Annotated in this window: 13 protein-coding genes; 7 read left to right on the top strand and 6 right to left on the bottom strand. The window is 66.0% G+C overall.

The window, feature by feature from the left end; genetic code table 11:
• Window positions 1–933, top strand: coding sequence for a hypothetical protein (locus tag ACO0LU_RS11840; protein WP_424791563.1), 933 nt, complete (start codon window positions 1–3; stop codon window positions 931–933).
• A gap of 298 nt (window positions 934–1231) precedes the next feature.
• On the opposite strand, the gene ACO0LU_RS11835 is transcribed toward ACO0LU_RS11840, so the two are convergent.
• Window positions 1232–3910, bottom strand: a complete 2679-nt coding sequence (locus ACO0LU_RS11835) for a hypothetical protein (protein WP_424791562.1) — start codon at window positions 3908–3910, stop codon at window positions 1232–1234.
• A gap of 9 nt (window positions 3911–3919) precedes the next feature.
• Here ACO0LU_RS11835 and ACO0LU_RS11830 point away from each other — a divergent pair, with 9 nt between their 5' ends.
• Window positions 3920–4150 carry a hypothetical protein gene (locus ACO0LU_RS11830; RefSeq protein ID WP_424791561.1) on the top strand — a complete coding sequence of 77 codons (231 nt, stop codon included), beginning with the start codon at window positions 3920–3922 and terminating at the stop codon, window positions 4148–4150.
• Between the two features lie 107 nt (window positions 4151–4257).
• Here ACO0LU_RS11830 and ACO0LU_RS11825 read toward each other — a convergent pair whose 3' ends face one another.
• On the bottom strand, window positions 4258–6681 hold the full coding sequence (locus ACO0LU_RS11825; protein ID WP_424791560.1) for a hypothetical protein: 2424 nt from the start codon (window positions 6679–6681) through the stop codon (window positions 4258–4260).
• 419 nt (window positions 6682–7100) lie between these two features.
• Between ACO0LU_RS11825 and ACO0LU_RS11820 the strand changes: the two genes are divergently transcribed.
• The 3 genes from ACO0LU_RS11820 to ACO0LU_RS11810 all read left to right on the top strand — a co-directional run bounded on the left by ACO0LU_RS11820 (window position 7101) and on the right by ACO0LU_RS11810 (window position 14064).
• Complete coding sequence (locus tag ACO0LU_RS11820; RefSeq protein WP_424791559.1) at window positions 7101–9875, top strand: FIMAH domain-containing protein; 2775 nt, start codon at window positions 7101–7103, stop codon at window positions 9873–9875.
• Between the two features lie 100 nt (window positions 9876–9975).
• Entirely contained in the window at window positions 9976–12402 is a 2427-nt protein-coding gene (locus tag ACO0LU_RS11815) for a hypothetical protein (RefSeq protein WP_424791558.1), read from the top strand.
• Between the two features lie 282 nt (window positions 12403–12684).
• The gene (locus ACO0LU_RS11810; protein WP_424791557.1) at window positions 12685–14064 is read left to right on the top strand and encodes an FAD-dependent oxidoreductase; all 1380 of its coding nucleotides are present in this window, start codon (window positions 12685–12687) and stop codon (window positions 14062–14064) included.
• A 26-nt stretch (window positions 14065–14090) separates the two neighbouring features.
• Here ACO0LU_RS11810 and ACO0LU_RS11805 read toward each other — a convergent pair whose 3' ends face one another.
• The 3 genes from ACO0LU_RS11805 to ACO0LU_RS11795 all read right to left on the bottom strand — a co-directional run bounded on the left by ACO0LU_RS11805 (window position 14091) and on the right by ACO0LU_RS11795 (window position 17551).
• Window positions 14091–15038, bottom strand: coding sequence for a nuclease-related domain-containing protein (locus ACO0LU_RS11805; RefSeq protein WP_424791556.1), 948 nt, complete (start codon window positions 15036–15038; stop codon window positions 14091–14093).
• A gap of 177 nt (window positions 15039–15215) precedes the next feature.
• The gene (locus ACO0LU_RS11800; protein WP_424791555.1) at window positions 15216–16544 is read right to left on the bottom strand and encodes an enolase C-terminal domain-like protein; all 1329 of its coding nucleotides are present in this window, start codon (window positions 16542–16544) and stop codon (window positions 15216–15218) included.
• Entirely contained in the window at window positions 16544–17551 is a 1008-nt protein-coding gene (locus tag ACO0LU_RS11795; RefSeq protein WP_424791554.1) for a hydroxyacid dehydrogenase, read from the bottom strand. Before ACO0LU_RS11795 ends, ACO0LU_RS11800 begins: the two co-directional genes overlap by 1 nt.
• 483 nt (window positions 17552–18034) lie before the next feature.
• Here ACO0LU_RS11795 and ACO0LU_RS11790 point away from each other — a divergent pair, with 483 nt between their 5' ends.
• Both ACO0LU_RS11790 and ACO0LU_RS11785 read left to right on the top strand, forming a co-directional pair.
• Window positions 18035–18898 (top strand): Gfo/Idh/MocA family protein, encoded by an 864-nt coding sequence (locus tag ACO0LU_RS11790; protein ID WP_424791553.1) that lies wholly within the window; start codon window positions 18035–18037, stop codon window positions 18896–18898.
• The gene (locus tag ACO0LU_RS11785) at window positions 18895–19941 is read left to right on the top strand and encodes a Gfo/Idh/MocA family protein (protein ID WP_424791552.1); all 1047 of its coding nucleotides are present in this window, start codon (window positions 18895–18897) and stop codon (window positions 19939–19941) included. The genes ACO0LU_RS11790 and ACO0LU_RS11785 overlap by 4 nt, the downstream gene beginning before the upstream one ends.
• A 93-nt stretch (window positions 19942–20034) precedes the next feature.
• Here the strand turns inward: ACO0LU_RS11785 and ACO0LU_RS11780 are convergent, their stop codons facing one another.
• The gene (locus ACO0LU_RS11780) at window positions 20035–21057 is read right to left on the bottom strand and encodes a LacI family DNA-binding transcriptional regulator (protein ID WP_424791551.1); all 1023 of its coding nucleotides are present in this window, start codon (window positions 21055–21057) and stop codon (window positions 20035–20037) included.
• Window positions 21058–21092: the final 35 nt, after the last annotated feature.

Genomic DNA, 21092 nt, shown 5'->3' with positions numbered 1-21092 from the left:
GTGAACAAGATCGCCCCGGCGGGCAACGAGGAACTTCGAGGCTGGTGGCGCCGCCACCTAGGTGCCCAACCCGACCCACATGGCCACTGGCGCACCACGGAGCACCCTGGGCGCCCCGGCCTCGGGGTGCCCGGAACGTTCCGGACACTGTCGCTTCGCTCTCACGGCAGCACACTCGACTGCGAACTCTTCCAACCCGAGGGCGGCGCAGAGGGCGCGGTTGTTATCGTGCCGTTCTACGACACACCCTCGGTGTTCGGCTTCGAGTCGGCGCGCACCCGCAGGAGCGGGAGACTTCCGCGCTATCCCTTGGGCCCGGCCCTGGCACGAGCAGGGTTGTCGGTGCTCGCCGTGCCGTGGTGGTTCGAGACCGACGCGGCCGACGACGACGCGGCTGCTGCCGCGACGAGCCTCGCCGAGCGCTATGGTCCCCCGGCTGCCCGGCACGCCCGGGCGCTGCCGATGACCGCCTTGGGACGCAGCATCGGTGACCTCATGCTCGCCGTGCACGCCGTCCTCCGGGAGGGCCTGGCCGACCCTGACCGGTTGGGCGTGTTCGGCCACTCGTTGGGCGGCAAACTGGCCCTGCATCTTGGTGCCCTTGACCCGCAAGTTGACGCGGTCGCCTGCCACGAACCGGGCCTCGGCTTCGCCTTCTCCAACTGGAGCGACCCGTGGTACCTGGGCGCCGAGATCCCTGAGAACCGCGATCAGGACCAGATCGTCGGGCTTGTTGCCCCTCGCCCACTGCTCCTGATCGGCGGGGGCGACTCCGATGGCGAGCACAACTATCACCTGGTCGAGGGTGCGACTGGAGCCTGGCCGGAGGGACCCGAGCCCCAACTGCTGTTCCACAACAACGGCCACATCATGCCAGCCCATGTGCTGGCGGCGTGCACGGCATGGCTACACGAGCGCCTCACTCGCCCCTAAGGACACCTCTCCCGACGCGCGGCCCTGGGCGCAGGCCGTGGCCGTTGTCACCACTAGGCGGTGGCTTGCCGCTCGCCCACTGCCCCTCGCCGACGCCGGTCCGACGGTAAAGACGACGGCCACCAGGTCGACGACGTCGCCCACCTTCGGGAGAAGGGAGTCGTAGGGCCGTGTTACACCACGATGGGTGCAACCCGCTCCCCCTGCTTCGTCTTAGTTGCGTACGACTGCTGAATTGAGTGAGCCCTGGCCTGACTTTGAGGATCAGCCAGGCCTCGTCGTTACCGCGGCATCCGTCTCAGAAGTCGGCGCATTGTCCCGTGGTGGGCCCGTCGACGTCGTTGACTGTTCCTCCGTCGATCGGAACTGCGGCGTTGTCCTGGCAGGCCAGTGGTCCGCGGATCCGATTGCCGCTGACGATCGCTGGTTCGGGGTGCTCACCCCCAGTCAGTTCCACCGGGCCGCGGATCTCATTGTCGGAGATCCTGACTCCTCCGGCGACGTCCTGGATGGTGACCGGGCCTCGCAGGTCACTGTCAACGACCTGCACCTGATCGGCACCGGACACTTCCACCGGCCCGCGGACAATGGAGTCGGACATGATCACCGCCGCTTCGGCTGTGACCTGCATGCCCCCGTTTATGGTCGCGTCCTCGAGGCAAACAGTGCCACTATCGATGACCAACCCACCATCGCGGGTGCCGCTGATCGTTTCCTCACAGCCGGGTTCCGCCCCGTCGATGACCATGCTGTACACGTTGGTCTGGTCGGCAAAGTACAGCGTCCCGTCCTCGGTGATGGCCGAGTACCGGATCCCCGTAGGCCCAAAGGTCCTGAACTCACCGTCGGCGGGGTCGAAGGTGTACAAGCGGCCACCGGCGTTGCCATACATCATGGCGTTACCGGGGTGCAGGTTCATCTCACTGATCCGTCCCCAGATATTCGAGCCGGATAGCCCTGTTGCGACACTTCTGACGAGATCATGTCCATCCGGGTCGTACTCCAACAGCGCGCCGGTATCGGCCATCGCCCAGAGTTGGCCGTCGGCGTCGAAGGCGAGGCTGTGGAGGTACTCGGCCCCGTCGACAGGTGTTGAGACCAGCAGGTCCTGCGCTTCTACGTCCCACACGAACAATTCGGCGGGGCCATCAGCCGGGTCGCTGTCCAGGCCACCGTGCACTCCGGTCCCGCCGTAGACGAGCCCATCACGGTAGGCCAAGGCCGTGACGCTGTGATCTGGTACAACGTCCTCGTGTATCTGCTGCTCACCGCCGTCGGGGTCGAACAGCACCAAGGCTCCTCCGAGCTCACCGTAATTGGGAACGGTTCCGGCGGCCGCCAGGTCACCGGCGGCGATGAGGGCGGAGGTGCGATCCTGTCCTGCCGTACGACCGACAGTGAACAGATGTGCAGGGTTAGTACCCCAGTCCCACTCCGAGAACGCGTCCCCGGTGTAGTAGGAAGCGCCGGGATAGGCTCCCACAACGAGTGAGTCACCCACCGTCGCGAGTGCGTCGGCCTGCCCGGGTCCGTTGAGAGGTTCCATCGCACCGGTGGCGTGATCGACGCGGGCCATCACTCCGGAACTGAGGTAGGCACCGGTGTAGGGGTTACCGTCTGGGCCGATATCCATCGATTGGATAGTGGCGGGCGCTCCTTGGATATCGGATTCGACGACCTCACCGTGCTGGTCCTCCAGGTTGAACACCCAAACCGCCCCGTCCTCACGGATGCCCAGGAGCGAGGTCCCGGGATATTCGGGCCTGTCCAACTCCAGCAGATGCAAGGAGCGAGTATCGGTGAGTTCGCCGCTCAACTCCGACTCGCCCCAGCCGATGGAGAAGTCGGAACGGGAGTCGATGTCGAAGCCGCGCACCTCGGAGCCGTCGATGTAATAGAACGCACCATCGTGGTTGTCCTCGGTCCAGGTGCCCAGGCTGTCGACGTCGGTGCAGCACCATTCTCCGGCTTCCAGGTCATAGACCGCCATACTCGAGTCCCCACCGGGCGAGTACCCCACGAATACGAGATCGTCATGGCGGACCATGCGGTTGAGGAAATCGGCGTTGTCGGTGATGTCGGCAGGAAGGTCCAAACGGGAGATCTCCCCGGTGTCGACGTCGACCTCGTTCAGCGTGGGGTTTGTCCCCGTACCGACCCAGAGGTTGCCGCCAACCTCCTCAAAGCCCCAGGCGTAGGACGATTCCTCATCGACCGTTCCGTAGTCATGGATGTCGCCGCTATCCAGGTCGTACGAGTAGACCTTGGCGTCCGGGTAGGTGGAGCCGTAGAGCATTCCGTCATGGATGAGCAGCGAACGCAGCATCTCCTCACCGACCACCCGGGTGGCCAACTCGGTAAGGTCACCGGTGTGCGGGTCGTAACTCCACAGCGTCCCGTCATTCGGTGAGCGCACGCTGAGGTAGACCATATCGTCGCTGTCGTCGATGGCGATCGCGGACGCCATGGCGTATTCGGAGAACTCGTGGCGGTCCAGCGCCTCTCCGGTGCCCAGGTCGACCATGCTCAGACTCACCGGGTTCCCGTCGTTGAACAGGAATCCCACGGGAGTTCCATCGTCGAGGACGGTGGCCTCAGCCATCCGCACGTTCGGGGTATGCATCGCTACACCGTGGTCGGTGATGTCCAGTGGGACCTGGTGTGTCAACTCAACCTGGTCGGTGTAGAAACTGGAGACCGAGTTCTGGAGTGAATAGATGAGGATCCCGGCGCTTACGGCCTCCTCCGGTGCGGTGCCGTTCAGGGAAACCCGGACCCACTCCTCTGCTGGCAGGTCTCGGAAATGATCACTGCTCTGGGCTACCTGCTCACCGTCTGCATCGTAGAAGTACAAGTACATCGACGGAGTGCCGTATTCGACCCAGACGTGGTAGGACGCCTCATACTCCTCCCCGCCGGTGATGTCGATCGGGTCACTGAGCAGGCCGTACGCAACATCGTCCTCAGGACTGTCCATCCAGAAACTGTGCTCGCCGTCGTAGGCAACGTCGTCAACCACCCTGCCTTCGCCGTCTCCAGCGGCACCGAACCGCATTTCCCATCCTGGGATATCACCGTCGAGCACCGGGTCTTCGAAACTGTGATTCGTGACCTGGAGTTCCTCGCCCGGGAGCCCTTGAGTAGGGGCGAGTGCCCCAGCAGACGCCACGGGCACTGCGAGCATCACCGCGGCACCGAGCGCGATGGCCGCACGTGATCTGACCTTGGTTCGTTGGCTTCTCGGCTGCATCGCCGTTGTCACGTCCGTTCTTGAGGAGTCTTTCGGTTGAAGCGTTCCTCCGCTGCGCGGGGGCCGGGCGATGGTCATTCGACCAACTCCGCGCACTGGCCGCCGGTCGGCCCACTCACGGTGTTCTGTCCGCCCTGGGGCGTTCGCGCGTTCTCCGTGCAGGAAAGCGGGCCGGAGATCTCATTGCCCTCCAACGCCACGGTGCCGGTGCTCTCCTGAATCTTGACCGGACCGTTGAAGGTCGAGTCCTCGATCACGACGTCTTGAGCGCCGGAGGCGTTGAACGGCCCGTTCAGCGATGAGTTCTCCATGTACACCGAGGCACCGTCATCCACTGTGAGTGGTCCCCGCAGCGTGGCATCAACGATGCACGTGGTGTCCTCGTCCAACGTCAACGGGCCGTTGTGCGTGCCTGTGATGGTCTCATCACAGGCAGGCGCCGTAGCGTTGAGTGCGTAGACGTTAGTGCTGCCTGCGAAGTAGATCTGGCCGGTCCCGTCGACTGCGGACTCTCGCACACCGCCGTCGACGATCGTCTCGACCTCGTGGTCGTCCGGGTTGATCCGGAACAGTGAGGAACCGGCATTGCCGTACACCCAGCCGTCGTGCTCGTAGAGCGAGGTGGTCCTGCCCCAGTTGTTACCCGTGGCCAGTCCGGTCTCGATACGGTCGAGCACTTCACCGGTTTCTGGGTCGGCAGTGAAGACCAGGCCTGTATTGGTCAATGCCCAGACCAGCCCCGAGGAGTCGACGGTGACTTGGTTGATGATGCTGACGTCCTCATCGATGACCTCACTGGAGATCAATGCGGCGCTGTCGACATCCCACAGGAAGAACTCTGCTGCATCGGCCACCGGCGAACTGTCGATACCCCCGTGGATCGAGGTGCCCCCGTACAGCACACCGTCGTGGTGGGCCAGCGAAACGATCGACTGACCTTCAACGACGTCGCGATGGAAATCGTAGTCGCCGGTGCGCGGGTCCACGACCGTGAGTGCACCGCCAACCTGGCCGTAGTCGGGCACGCTGCCCACCGCGATCTGCTCGTCCATGGAGGCCATGGCGAAGATGCGGTCCTGGTAGTACGGGGCGCCGCGGTCCAGGTGCAGCACTTCTTGCGCCTGCCCCCACTGCCAACCATCGGCGACCGGGCCGATGTGCACACCTGCACCCGGGTAGGAACTGACCACGAGTTGATCGTCGTGGGTGATGATCGCATCACCTTGTTTGGGCCCGCGGATGTGGTCGATCTCCCCCGTCTGCGGATCGATCCGGCTCATCGCACCGCTGCTGAGGTAGGCACCCATGTAGACCGCCCCGTCGGGGCCCACACCCATCGAGTGTGCCCCGGCCGGGGACCCCAGCACATCAGCATGGACCAGTTCACCCTCCTGGGACTCCACGTGGTAGTGCCACACCTCACCATCGGTGTTGATTCCGGTCACGATCGGCCCGTCCTCGCCGTCGACTGCGGTCAGGGCATAGGTGCCCACGGCCTCGGACATCTCCTGCCACAGCCAGGAATCCTCGAACCCGGTGGAGAACGTGGTCTCGCTCTCCACATCGAATCCGGTCAGCACATCATCGACCAAGAAGTACACCTTGCCGTCGATCACGTCGGAAACCGGCGTATCGAAAGTCCCCTCGATGACCTCATCGAGCCACCGCTCCTCCTCTAGGTGATATACGGCCATGTCAAACCCGCCGCGCGGGGACAACCGCACGAACACATGGTCATCGCGGTGTTCCAGACCGATGAACCAGTCGGCGTTGTCCATGACGTGGTCCGGGGGGAACATCTCGGTGGTCTCCCCGGTGTCGGGGTCCAGACGGAACAGATGTGGCACGGGGCCGGTGCCGGCCCAGACCTCGCCATCGACCAGTCCCAGGGAGAACACATAGGCGGCATCATCGGTCAGGCTGCCGTAATCGTGCAGTTCACCGGTGTTGGTGTCATACCCCATCACCATGGCATCGGGGTACGTGCCGAAATACAGCACGCCCTTCTCATCGATCGCCCCGTCGTACAGCACCCGCTGACCTTGCAGATCGACATCCAGATTCGTGATCTCCTCGGACTCCGGATCGAACTGGAACAGCCCCGCATAGGAACCGGTGCGGGCAGTGAAGTAGACCTGCCCATCATCAGCCTGGGTCAAGAACCCACCGAGTTCGTAATCCTCCAGCGTCTGGGCATGCAACCGCTCCCCGGTATTGGGATCCACCACGCTAAAGGTGGCCGGCTCACCGTTCGAAAGCGCATACACCACCTCGGCCCCATCGCTGTCCACACCGAACTCACCGCTACGGACGTTCGTGGTGAAGATGGCCGGCCCCACCTCCTCGACCTCGAAGTCCGGATGATCAGTTAGTTCCGCCCGCAGTGGGTCGGCATGGGCCATCCCGCCCATCAACGTAGCCAACAGGCCTACCGAGGCCCCGGCTGCAACGAGCCGACGCCGCGTCGGGCCCGGGACCGGAAGGATCGATTTCGTCATTGAGCCTCCTACCTCATCGCGCCCGGCTGTCATCGCACGAGCCACCACACAGAGCCCTACGCCCTGAACGCCAGCGACCCACCCACCGGGCCCGACCTCCAGCCGAAACCCGGACCCGGAACCCCAAACACGGGCCCGGTCCAACGGTACGAGCACTGACAGTGGTCCAGCACCTTTCCATGCAATCGCTTGCACGTCAAACCCCCCGCGTCACCGGAACCGAGGGCCCACCGGGTCCCGGCCGAGGCAAGGTGCCGGCCTACGCGCGGTTTCTGATCGGCCATCGGTCGGTTGACAGCCGATCGCGACCATCGGTAGGTTTCCATTTGCAAGCGATTGCAAGCGAGCAGGTCCAGCCGTCGACGATGTCATCGGCGCGATCTGCTTCACCACGGCGGTGAACGCGGAATGGAGAAACCATGCGACGACGCATCCTGACATCCGTGGCGGCTATTGCCGCCCTGGGGCTCTTGGCGCCGGCGGCAGGCGCCGATGTGGCCGGCCCCGATCAACTCCTTGATGAGACCAGCGAGAACCTGGTGGCCAACCACAGTTTCGAGGAACGCGACGATGAGGGTTGGCCGTCGAACTGGCATCCTATGTGGGCTACCTCGGTCGAGGCGTTCTGGGCAGATGACACCCGGGCCAGCGATGGGTCGTGGAGCATGCGGGTGTTGGATGAGAGCACCGAACGCGGGTATGCGCTGCGCTCGGACTCTATCGACGTCCAGGAGGGCGAAACCTATGAACTGGCCCTGGACGTGTACGTCAACTCCGGCACACTCCAGCCGTCGGTCATCTTCCTCGACGACGACGGCGAGCGCCTCTCACTTGAATACGAACACGTGTCTCCCACGCCTGGCTCGTGGGCGCGCTACTACGTTGACGTCGCAGCCCCCGAAGGTGCCACCCAGGGGCAGGTACTGATCGACACCACCATTGGCGGGGTTTCTGATGGCTGGGTGGACAACGTCTCTTTCAGGCCCAGCGAAAGCGATGAGACCGCCGGGGTCGAAGAGCCACTGGGCGAGCCGATTCTAGGCGTGACCAATGCCGGAGCCGGATTCACCCAGGACGCGAACGGGCGCAACATCGGCCTCGTCGTCGCCGGAGGCTCACCTTCGCAGTTCAGCGCGGTCGACATTCTCACAGGTGAACTCCTGACCACCGAGGTGGTCGAGGGCAGCACTCTCACCTGGGCCTACGCCACCGCGCCCGATCGCAGGGTGTACATCGCCACCTCCTCCGGACAGGTCTACGTCTTCGATCCCGATGACCTGAGTTTCGAGCAGTTCGCCGCACAACCCCTGGGAGAGACGTACTTCTGGGATGCCGACACCGACGAGGACGGGACCGTCTACTTCGGGACCTACCCAGGTGGAAAGGTGCTCTCCTACGACCCCGCATCGGATGAATGGCAGGACTTCGGCCAGCAGGTTGAAGACAACTCTTACGTGCGTAGCATCGCGGTGGGCGATGGTGAGATCTTCGCTGGTGGTGGAACTACGCCGGCCTTGACCAGGCTCGATATCGCGAGCGGTGATGCGACCGAGATGGCGTTGCCGGCGGGTTACAACGACCAAGAGTTTGCCTACGACGTCGACCTGGCGCAGGACAAACTTCTCGTCAGGATCACGCCCTCGAACGACATCCTGGTCTACGACCTGCAGACCGAGGAGTGGATCGACACCATCGAGAACGGTGTCGGCCTGGCCGCCTCACCTCCCGTGTCGACGACCGACTCCGGGGTGGAGCGCACCGAGGTGCTCATCCCGTTCGTCGGTGGCGGCATGATCGCTTACGACCTGCAGACACAGGAACGGCGCGACATCTCGATGGATCTTGGCGGCGCATCGACCCGGGGCTGGGCGATCCAAGAGGTCGACCTGGACGGGTTTCCTGGTGAGTCCCTCGTGACCGCCACCAGTAGCGCGGAATTCCACGTCTGGAACCCTGAAACCGGAGAGACCAGAAGCACAGCCAGTGATGCCGTCGGCACTCCATTCCAGATCCGTTCCCTTGCCACGGGCCCGGAGGGGGACGTGTGGGTGGGCGGCTACGCTTCTCCCCCCGGTGTCAGCAGGGTCGATGCCGACACCGGCGAACACGAACAACTGCCGATGTCCGGTCAGGTCGAGGGAATGATCGCCCACAACGACTACCTCGTGATCGGCACCTATCCCGGTGCGCGACTGCGCACGTATGACACCGGTGAGGACTGGGACTTCGGTTCCAATCCGGATGACGGGGTCGTGATCGGCCACGGACAGGACAGGCCGGTTGGTTACGCCTCGTCCGGCGAGGTGGTCGTGGTCGGGTCGGTACCGGACTATGGCCACCTCGGTGGCGGACTTTCCATCCTCAACCCGGATACCGGCGACTTTGAGGTCATTGAAGAGCCGATCGAGGACCAGAGTGTGCTCAATCTGGCCTATCGGGACGGAATGTTCTACGGCGGAACCGGCATCTGGGGTGGCCTGGGTGTTGAACCGACGACCTCGGAGGGACGGTTGTTCACGTTCGACCCTCAGAGTCATGAAGTCATTGACTACGGGGTACCCGTACCGGGCGAGCAGAACGTTTCCGGTCTGACGTTCGACGACGAGGGCTACTTGTGGGGCATGACCGCCAACACGATCTTCCAAGTCGATGTCGCCACGATGGAGGTGGTCCGCAGCCAGCGCTACTTCAACGCCGACGACTCCGCAGCGTACTGGACCACGAGGGACCTGTTCTGGAACGACGGCACCCTGGTGGGCGTCACCGCTGGCAGACTCTTCGAACTCGACCCGGAAACCTGGCGGCTCACGACCGTGCAGACCGGCCTGCAGAACCTCGCGATCGACCGGAACGGAAGCTACTACTATAACCGCGGTGGTTCGCTGTACCGGTGGGTGCCCGACGGCGGTGGTGGCGGTACGAGTACACCGGTGCAGCAGGTGCAGATCGTACAGACCGATCTGGCCGCCTACATCGAAGCCGGCGACATTGCCGGGCCGATCGCCCATCAACTGTCCAACGCCTTGGACCAGGCCGCGCAGCACCTGGAGGGAGACCGCCCCGACCCTGCCGCGCAGACGCTGGAGCGGGTCACCCAACATCTAGAGAACCCTAAGGAACCTGACACCCTCAGCGAGCAGGCTCAAACCGACCTGCTCGTCCAGGTCCTGTCGGTGCTGGATCAGGTGGGGTGATCGATCGGAATACAGGGCTTGACCGCATGAAGCGTGGTGGCGCGAGCCGGAGCGGTGCGCGCCACCACGCGCAGATCCGATTTCGATGACAGGAGATCGCATGTCATGGCAAGACAGCACTGCGCACCGAATCCCGCGCCCCGTGCGCCGCGGATTGGTCGCTACCGCCGGCACGGCACTGGCCGTGGGCCTGGCGTTCGCACCAGCCTCCGCCACCCCTGGCTCAGCCGGGGCCAGCACCTCAGGGGGTCAGACCACCGACCTGGGGGTGGCGATGCACTCGGTCAACGTGCGGCTGTCCGGAGTCGGCGAACTCGCCGACGGCACGCCGGTGGGCTATCTGTTCTCCGACGGTGAGCCGGTCAGTTTCAACATGGTGGACCTGCGTGATGGGGAACTGTTGGACCGGCACTACATGGAGCCGTACTCCGTGGCCTCAGCAATTGATGTGGCCGAGGATGGCACAGTGCATCTCAGCGTCCGTGGACCCAACGACGGCACCTTGTGGCGTTATGCGCCCGAGACCGGGGAGTTGACCGAACTCGCCTCCGGTGTCGCCGGTGAGCAGATGCTCCGCACACTCGACTCCCACGGTTCCACCCTTTACGGGGCCACCTACCCGAACGCGAACCTCTTCGCCCTGGACCGGGACACCGATGAGATCACCGAGTTCGGGCGCACCATCCCCGAGGGAGACTATGCCTGGGGGCTACACGCCGACGACGATGAGGTGTGGGTCGGTGGCGGCACGCCGGCGCAACTCATCTCGATCGACCCCGCCGGAGGGGAGACCACGACGATCGATCTCCCCGAGCCGGTCGCCCAAAGCGGCGAGTTCATTCAGCGCGTCGAGCGCTACGAGGACCTCCGGCTCATCTCCCACCGCGTCGTGAATGGCGCCACCGCCCACGTTCACGACGGTGAGGAGTGGATCGACTCCCTGCCTGTTGCCGGGATGTGGCACTACACCACGGAGACCGCTGACGGCGCGTTCTACTACCTCGACAGCGACGACGTTGCCTGGGGTTACGACATCGACGCGCGTGAAGCATTCGACATCGGACTGCAGGATTCTGCGATCGCCGAGGAGATCGGGCAGACCAGCCAGGTCTTCCTGGCCGACCTCGGCCTGGCGGAGTTCCCCGGCAGCACCCTGATCGGTGTACGCGCCGACGGTCAGATCTGGCGCTACAACGTGGAGACCGGACACGGCGATGTCGTGGCCTCCGACGCCGAGGGCGCACCGGTGACGATCATGTCCCTCGCCCCCGGTGGCGATGGCCAGGTCTACGTCGGTGCCTACCTGAGCCCGGGCGTGATGGCCAGCATCGACCCCGGGACCAACACCGTCACCCAGTTGGACGGACCGGAGCAGGCGGACTCGATCACCGCCCATGACGACCTCACGGTCATCGGGACCTACCCGAACGCCGAGTTCTACACCGCCGAGGCCGGCGAGACCTGGGAGTGGGGCACGAACCCGCGCCATGTCCTCACACTCGGCCGGGACGCAACCGGCCAGGACCGCCCGCGGCACATGATCAGCGCGGGCGACGTTGTCGCTGCCGGCACAATCCCCAATTACGGCGAGTTGGGCGGAGCGCTCACCTTGTTCGACCCGGTGACCGGAGAGTCCGAGACCCACCGTGACGTAGTCGAGGACCAGAGCGTCACCGACCTTGCTTACGCCGATGGTGTTGTCTACGGCGGCACGTCGATCCACGGTGGACTTGACTCGACACCCACGCAGGAGGCCGCAGAGATCTTCGCGTGGGACGTGCAGGACGGCCTGATCTCCTCGAGCGCGGTTCCCGGAGCCGAAGTCGTGCACAGCATCGAGTTCGACGGCGATGGCCGGCTGTGGGCCATGACGGACGCCGGGGACCTTGTTGAGTACGACACCGTCGAACACGAGATCACCGCCGTGATCGACTCCGGGATCGCCCACTCCAACATCTGGGGAACTGCGGGCGCTCTCACCCACAACGCCGCAGACGGTCACATCTACGGCAATGCCGGTGGTCGGCTCTTCCAGTTCGACCCTGCTCGGGGTCAGGTGGAAGTGCTGGTCTCCTCCGGCGTCCAACGCTCCACGGTTGCCGATTCCGATGTGTTCTACGCCAATGACACCAACGTCTTCCGCTACCACCTCACAGCGGATGAACCGGTGTGCGATCAGACCATCGAAGGCACGCACCGCGGAGCGCTGCAATTACGGGAGGGCACCACCTGCATCACCGATGCCGACCTTGCCGGCCCGATCACCGTGGCCGAGGGCGCCTCTGTCGTCCTGACCGACTCCACCACTCGGGGCCCGCTGCGCAGCGCCGGAGCAGTTGACGTGCACCTTCGGGGCAACGACATCGCCGGCGGCGTGCACATCACCGGCTCCACCGGTGGGGTCCGACTGGAAGGCAATCAGATCGCCGGGCCGCTGAACTGTTCCGGAAACGACGAGACGCCCGTGGGTGGCCAGAATCAGGTGCAGGGGCCGGTCTCCGGTCAGTGCGCGAGCGTGTTGGACTGAAGCCCGAGTGGGCCGGATCGGGGCTGAGCCGGGCCAGGCTTCGGCTCAGCCCCGATGGGCTGCGGGCTCCTTGACGCCCGCAGACCTCTCACGCCGCGTCGGGCCGAAGCTCTCACGCGAGGCCGTGCCGGTGCTTGAGGCCGAAGCGGCGCCGGGATGGCAGGGCCCACTGCGGCCCGGGTATTCAGCGGCTCGGGCATCCCGTGACCGTTTCCAGCGCCCGCGCACACCGGGTTGCAGATGCGGGTGTCCGGCGCCCGGCGGTGTGGGAAAGTCGAGGCCATGACGCACAGGATCGTGGTGATAGGAGCCGACGCTGCCGGTATGGCCGCAGCTCACCAGGCGTTGCGAGCGGCCCGGCGGACCGGCCGCGAGGTCTCGATCGTGGCCTACGAGGCCACATCGCACACCTCCTACAGCGCATGCGGCCTGCCCTACTTGGTGGCCGGGCAAGTGGACTCCCAGGACGCGCTGGTCGCGCGGACCGCAGAGCAGCACCGCGCGGCCGGGATCGACCTGCGGATGGGCACGCGGGTGACCGCCGTCGACCTCGATGCACGGACCCTGACGGTGCAAGGCCACCACGGAGTTGAGGAGACCGGCTACGACGATCTCGTCATCGCCACGGGCGCTGCACCGGTCGTGCCGGACTGGGCTCAGGATGAGGACGGCGACCCGCTGCCGGGGACGGGCGCGGTGTCCACGCTCGACGATGGCCGGGAGTGGCTGGACCGGATGGCGGCGGGCGGTGACGTGATCGTTGCCGGCGGTGGCTACATCGGCCTGGAGATGGTCGAGGCAGCGCTGGCGCGCGGACACCGGTGCACACTCCTGACTCGCGGTCGGTTCATGCACACTCTCGACTCGGAAATGCGCCAACGGCTCGTCGATACCATGCGCAAGGCAGGGGCGGACGTCCGCGAGGGGGCCGAGGTGACCGGACTGGACGTTGAGGCCGGCCGCGTCACCGGAGCGCGGACCGCCGACGGGCAGCATGTGCCGGGCGAACTGGTGGTGCTTGCGATGGGCCTGTCTCCCCGAACCGAACTGGTCTCCGGGCAGGTGCCGCTGGGCCGTCGGGGTGGGCTGCTGCCCGACTCTCGGGGCCGCGTCGACCCTGCGCGCGGGGTGTGGGCTGCCGGCGACTGCTGCGAGGTGCACCACCGGCTCCTGGACGAACCCCACTTCTTGCCACTGGGCACGCATGCCAACAAATTGGGCCGGGCGCTGGGGGACAACCTCGCTGACCCTGACAGCCGGCTCACCTTCGATGGAGCCCTCGGCACAGCGATTACCCGCTTCGTCGGCGGTGACCAGTACCTCGAGATTGCGATGACGGGCCTGACCGAGGAGGTTGCGGGCGAGGCGGGGCTGGATGTCCTCGCCGCCACGCTCGAGGGCACTACGGCGTCGGGCTACATGCCGGAGGCCGAGCCGATCGCGATCAAGGTGGTGGCGGAACGCAGCACGCGGCGGTTGCTCGGCGCCCAGATCGTGGGCGGCCACGGGGCGGGTAAACGCATCGATGCGGCAGCCGCCACGCTCTGGTTGGGTGGCACCGTCGACGATCTGGCATGGATGGACCTGGCCTACGCGCCTCCCTTCGCCACTGCGTGGGAAGTGCTCTCAGTCGCTGCCCGGCGCGTTGCCGAGCGGCTCTGACCAACGCCACGGGTGCGGCTGATCCGTCATGGTCGCCAAGTGGTCGAGCGGCGGGCGACCTGGAAAACCGCCTCAACCTCGCGTGCGTTGAAGCGTGCCGGTAGACCCGCCAGGTACCGGCTGATGCGCCTGCGGGGCACCACGACGACGCGGCCGTCCACGGGCTGACGCTTCACGGTCAGGCCCCGCCGCGCGCCTACAACGGCAACGACTCCCACGGCATCGACAGGGAACCCGACTTGCTCGCTCAGCAGCCGTGCCGCTCGCCGCGCCTCGTGGCGGCTGTTGCGGATGTAGGGCACACGTTGCCCGTTGACCATGAACGTGTTGCCGCCCACCCAGACCGAGGCGTGCGGATGGTTCTTCGTGTTGACTGTGAACACGCCGGTCGGGCCGATCACGACATGGTCGATGTCCGAGCCGCGCTCCCCGACAGGCACGGCGTGAAGGACACGCCACTGCCCGCCGAGCAGGGAAAGTTGCTCGGCTACGGCTTGTTCGCCGTCGGCGCCGATACGCCAAGACCTTTCCTGCGTTTTCGCTCCCACGAAGCGGGCAAGCCAATGCCGCACGCGACCCTGCGCCTCGCGCTCGGCAAGAGCGCACTCTCGGGCTGCGGCTCCGGGCTGGTTGGCGCTGAGGTCCCACCCGGGCGGCGGTGCCGAGTAGTGGGCTGACGCGACGATCGCCGCACTTGCCGGATATGGGTCCCAGGTTGGCACAGATGACAATGGCGCAGGCGCGGGCGGATAGGGCTCCCGCCGCACGGGCTGTGAGATCGGCACCGCGGCCTGAGCGCTCCGCCCCTGGTGCTCTGCGAGTGCCGCCTTGAGCAACGTCAGATCGGCCAGCGTATCGGAGTGATATCTGCCCGTGTTCAGGTCGAGATACCCGAGGTCTGCACCGTCCGGCGTAGCGACGTAGAGACGGTCATGGCCATAGCGAGCCCACCGCCGGACGATCCACTTCGTCATGTACCCTTCCCCCGCCAGCGACAGCGCAGCGCCATGGCGACCCGGGCATTCTGCGGCGTCGTCATCGTCCTTACACGGACAAGAGGCACTCTTCGTCATGCGTAGATTACTGTCCGATCGGGCCGCGAAGGCCGTTTCGGCAACTCGAGGTGCACTGCTACGCGATCGCAGCCACTCTCACGCCCCGTACAGTCCGGAGGCCGCCCGGGTAAACCGCACCTGTCCGTCCCGCACGGTCACCAGGCCGGGTGAGCGGGCCGCCAACTCCTCGTTTGCGCCGGGGGCGTATTGCCGGCTGTTGTACTCCAGGTGCGGCCAGGTCACCTGCAGCGCGCTGGCCAGGCCGATGGAGTGCTCGAGAGCCGCGCCGGTGGTGGTCAGGTCCTGGATGACGACCTGCAACCCGCGCGATCGGGCGATGGCGTAGGTCGCCATCGCGTGGCTCTGCCCCTTGGAGGCCTTGATCACCACACCCGACCATCCCCGGTCCACCAGGTCATCGAGTTGGCTCAGCCGGGAATACCCCTCATCCATCAGAAGCGGGGTCCGCCTGGCCAGCGCCTTCATCTGCTCCGCGTCGGGGGCGACATCGCGAGGGAAGGGCTGCTCGAGGTAGGTGACCGCGGCGGCAGCCCGGGGAGCCAGGGTCTCGAGCTCATCGAGCATCTGATCCAGTTCAGCGACGGTGCCGTAGGCCTCGTTGGGGTCGATGGACAGGGTCACATCATCCCTGGCCGCGCTCCCGACTCGGTACACCGCTGCGATCCGCTCAGCATCGGCCGACGGGGACCCCTGCAACTTGAGTTTCAGATCCTTGATGCCCTCCGCCGCCATCCAGGAGTTGAGGCTGCGCGCGCCTGGCTCGGCCCCGGCCGCGGCATCGGTCAATGGGTCCCCGACCCCAAGGACGTGCTGCACCGGAATGGCATTCCGCGGCTGGCCCAAGTGGTCTCCCGGGTAGGTACCGGGCAGCCCTGCCCAACCCAGGTCCTCGTTCAGGTACTCATCAGAATACATCTCGTAGACGGACCGTCCGGCCGCTCGGGACCAGGCATCGTGAACCGCGTTGTCGACCGCCGCCAGGGCCAGCAGTCCGGCCAATCGCGGTATCGGAGGCGATCCGGCGGAGCGTGCGGCCAGCGTCAGTGTCTCATCCAGGCGGTGATAGATCGGGCGCCAGATGTCGAAGGGGTCGCCGCCCACTCCGGCCAGTACCTGGTCGGCGAAGGTGTGCACCAGCCCTCGCAGAACGTCGTCGCGTGCCTCGATGTCGGGACCGGGGACTTCGGCTCCCCTACTCGGCCATGCCCAGGGCACCGAGAGCATGCTCGCCCCGAGCCCGGTGGCTGCGCGCCCGTCCCGCGTCTGGACATCCAGGTGCACCGCCGCGGCGGTGAAGTGGGTCATCGGTCGCCCGGAGATGACGAACGGCGGATCGAGCGCCACATCGACGAACTCCACCCGGAAGTCCACCGGGCGGACGTCGCTCGCGCGGGCCTGTCCCATCAGGAGAGCCGATCGTAGATCTCGGCGGTCACCTCGTGCTGGAGTTGGTCGCCCCGCAGGAACCGTTCGATCTCGGCGACCACGGTGGCTCCCTGGGCGAACCGGGCCTCAATGGTTCCGCCGGCCACATGGGGGGTGAGCAGCACGTTGGGCAGTCCGAACAACGGGCTGTCAGAGGGCAGCGGCTCGGCATCGAAGACGTCCAGGCCCGCATTGATCCGTCCGGAGGTAAGTTCTGCGATCAGGGCCGCCTCATCAGTGATGGCCGAGCGTGCGGTGTTGATGAAGGTGGCACCATCGCGCAAGAGTCGGAGGGTCTCGGCGCCGATCAGGCCGCGGGTCTGGGGAGTGACCGGGGCGTGTGCCGCGACCACGTCGCTGGTGGCGAATAACTCGTCCAGCTCCACCAACTGCACGCCCAGGGCCTGGGCGTCCTCGGCGGAGACATAGGGGTCATAGGCACTGATGCGCTGCACTCCCAGGCCCCGGAGCATCCGGGCGTAATGGCGTCCGGTGCGGCTCAGCCCCACGATGCCGATGTGCTGGGCCTGGATGCTCCTGCCCAGCATGCCGGTGCCACCGGTGACCCAGTCGCGGGTGGTCTGCAGGCCGCGGTCATGGGTGTGCAGGTTCCGCAGCAGCGCGAGGGTCAAGGTCAGTGCCATCTCGGCGACCGGAAGCGCCATCGCCGCGGCCCCGCCCTGGGCCACCCGCAGCCCGCTGTCCAACACGGACTTGGGGAACAGTCCTCGGATGGTGCCGGCGGTGTGCACGGCCAGACGCAGCCGGGACCCGTGTACCAGTGCGGGGTCGAAGGGCTCAGTGCTCCAGGAGGTGACCAGTACGTCGGTGGTGTCGGCCACGTCGCTGGGCAGCGCCATCTTCCCCTCGCCCTCGGCGAACCTCACCGTTCCAAGTCGTTTGAGCGCGTCTGTGGTGGCGATGTCGAAGAGTTTGGCGTACTCGTCGGGTCGGATGGCGACGTAGATCTGAGGATCGTTGGGCATGACTCCTCTTCCGGTGGTCGTGGACTCCACCAGCCTAACCCGATCCGTGCAAGCGCTTGCACTCGACTCGCGAGAATCCCTGGAACCATCGAGGCCTGGACACCGTGCGCAGGAGCCCGGGGTACTGGGCACCATGAGGGCATCAGCCCCTGGTCAACGCGCTGGGACGAGCGCAGGCGCGCGGAGGCCGACGGCGAGGTGGTGGCAGCCGCACGCGCGAGGGCCCGCCGAGCCCCCTGACGGACCTGACCCAGCGACGCCTGTACAACCACGTGGTGAACCTGGCTGCGATGGAACTGCACGCCAGCCTGGCGTTCAGGGCGGGGTGGACATGGTGGCCGAGCAAGGAGCAGCCATGGCCATGAGCCAGGGTGAAGCAGCCGTGCCTGCCAACCCGCAGATCGCAGTCGGCCTTCTTGACGTGCAAGCGCTTGCAGGCAACACTGGACCTCGTACTTCTTCCCCCTGTCAAGGATTAAGGTCATGCGCGTCGGCTTCGTCGGCACCGAGAACTCCCACGTCAAGCACTTCATCCGTTTGCTCAACCTCGAGGACCGTCACCCCGGTCACCGCGCTGTGGCCTTGGCCGGTGGCCGCAGCGAGCACAACATCAAACTTGCCGAGTACGGCGGTCTGGACGTCATCGTCGAGGAGCCCACCGACCTGCTCGGTCACGTCGATGCCGCCATCGTGTGCAACCGGGACGGTGGCCTGCACCGCAGCGCCGCCGAGCCTCTGCTACGCGCCGGGCTACCGGTGCTGGTGGACAAGCCGCTGGCCACGACGATCGAGGATGCCGCAGCGCTGCTGGACGTTGCTCAGGACAGCGGCAGCACCCTGGTCTCCGCTTCGGCGCTGCGGTTCGTTCCGGAAATTTCCCAGTTCACCACCGACCACGCCGAGCATGGCCCGCTGCGCCATGTGCACGTCGTAGGCCCGGCCGACCCGGACAGCGAATACGCCGGCCTGTTCTTCTACGGCATCCACCACGTCGAAACCGCGTGTGAGATCCTGGGCAACCCGGTGCTACGACCCGGCGACCTGAGGGTGCAGGCCAGTCGCGAGGGTGACACCGTCTGGGCCAGCACGACCATCGGTCGCACCGTCGTGACCTTCACGTTCGTGGTGCCGCAGGACGATGGCCGCGTGCCCTTCCACGCCACCGCCATCCACACCCGCGGCGTGATCGCCAGCGAACTCAGTTTGGGACCGGACTACAACGCCCCGGCGCTGGATTCGTTCGTCGAGGCGGCCCAGGCAGGCCAACCCACGTTGAGCGCCGAGCAACTTCTGTCCCCCGTCGTCGTCCTGACCGCTATCAACGAGGCCCTGGAGGGCGCCCGATGAGCACCGGCTCCGACAACCTCGCTATCGGCGTGATCGGCCTAGGCATCATCGGCCGCCAACACGTGGAACGATTCACGGCTGCCGATACCCCGGTGTCCCTCGCTGGCGTCTTTGACACCAACGCAGCCCTGGTCCAGGAGTTCGCCCGGACCCACGACGTGCCCGGGGTGAGCAGCGTGGAGGAACTCCTCGCCCTGGAGGACATGGATGCAGTGGTGATCGCGGTCCCGTCGGGTCTGCACCGCGACCTGACTATCGCCGCCCTACAAGCCGGCAAACACGTGCTGTTGGAGAAGCCGATCGACATCTCCGTGGCGGCGGCCGATGAGATCCTGCAGGCCGCCCGCACCTCGGGCAAGGTGCTCTCAGTGGTCAGCCAGCGCCGGTTCGCCCCGGCCAACCAGTACATCAAACAACTCATCGACGACGGCGGGCTGGGACGCATCACCTCGGCGGCCATCGAGGTGCCGCTGTGGCGCACCCAGGAGTACTACGACTCCGCCGGTTGGCGCGGCACCTGGGCGATGGATGGCGGCGGGGCTCTGATGAACCAGGGGGTGCACCTGGTGGACCTGGCGCTGTGGCTGCTAGGAGACGTTGAGGAGGTCTACGCCCACACCGGGCTGCTCGCCCACGAGCGGATCGAGGTCGAGGACACCGTGACCATCACCGCCCGGTTGCAGAGCGGAGCGTTCATGACGTTCCTGGCCACGACTGCGGCGCACTCACCGCCGCAGATCCGGGTCAACATCATGGGTGACCGTGGCACGATCGTGACGGTCAAGGAGGAGGTCACCCATTTCCAGACCGTCGACGGCGCCCAGGAACCCGACCTGGAAGTGCTGCCGCTGGAGGAGAGCGAACTGTCCGAAACCGAGCACCTGCAGCACCGCCAACTGCTGGACTTCGTCCAAGCGGTCCGCAATGACGCACCCGCGCTGGTCACCCCGGAGCAGGCCCGCAACGCCGTGGCCTTCATCGAGGCGGTGTACGAATCCGGGCGCACCGGACAGCCAGTCCGGCCGGCGCCGCTGCCGCAGTAATTCGCGCTCTCTGCGCTCATCGTGCTGCCCGGGCTCCCTGCCGCAGGAGCCCGGGCAGTGCCGTTACCGGCTCATCGTTTCCAGCCAACCCGGTCAGGAAGCGGCGGGGGCCGGGCCCGTGGACTTGCGGACCAGCAGTTCGGTGCTCAACCACCGCACTCCGCTGCTGGCGTTCGGATCCGGTTCCGCCAGGGCGATCGTCAGCGCCGACTCACCCATCTTGCGCAACGGCAGCCGCACCGTGGTCAGCGCCGGGGTCAGATCCCGGGCCACATCGATGTCGTTGAACCCAGCCACGGAAACATCGCCGGGCACGTCCTTGCCGTGGTCGCGTAGCCAGGCCATCGCACCCATGGCCATCTGGTCAGCCGAACCGACCAGCGCCGTGATCGCCGGATGGTCGGCCAGCAGTTCACCCGCCCCGCCGTAGGCGTCGTCGCGGGTGGCCGCCCCGTGCCGCACGGTCAGGGCGCCACCAGCGCTTTCGACGACGTGCCGTAACCCATCGAGCCGTTCCACTGTGGAGCCGACGTTGGCCGGACCAGCCAGGACCCCCACGTGGCGGTGTCCAAGATCCACCAGATGCTCGGCCAGGGCACGGGCACCGGCAGTATTGTCCACTCGCACGTTGTCCACATTGGCGATCGGAGTACCGATCGAGACCACCCGACCGCCGCTGGCCAGGTAAGAGGAGGCCCGCGCCGACACCCGGCGGCGGTAGTCCTCATCGGCCAATCCCGACCCCGCCAGGATGACCACCGCGGCCCGGTGTGCCTGCAGCATCTTGAAGTAGGCCAGTTCCTGTTCCACGTCACGCTCGGTCTGGCAGATCGCCACTAGCAGTTGCCTGCGCGTCGCCACTTCATGAATACCGTTGATCATCTGCGAGAAGTAGGGGTCACCGACGTCTCCGGCGAGCACCCCGATCATCCCGGTATTGCCACGCAACAGGCCTTGAGCCTGGGCGTTGGGGACGTAGTCGAGTTCGGCGGCAGCGACTTCGACCCGCCGCCGTAACTCCGGCAGGACCGGATAGGTGCTGCCGGACAGGACTCGGGATGCCGTGGGAACCGAGACGCCCGCCCGTTTGGCGACATCCTTGAGGTTTACGGACATGCAGGGATTCTAATCCGCAATAGACACCCGGGAAG

Origin of the sequence: Pseudactinotalea sp. Z1748 (assembly GCF_049725185.1) — a bacterium.
Classification (GTDB): Bacteria; Actinomycetota; Actinomycetes; order Actinomycetales; family Beutenbergiaceae; genus CALKWS01.
The sequence above is the reverse complement of the archived record's forward strand: the minus strand, read 5'-3'. Positions and strand labels throughout refer to the sequence as shown.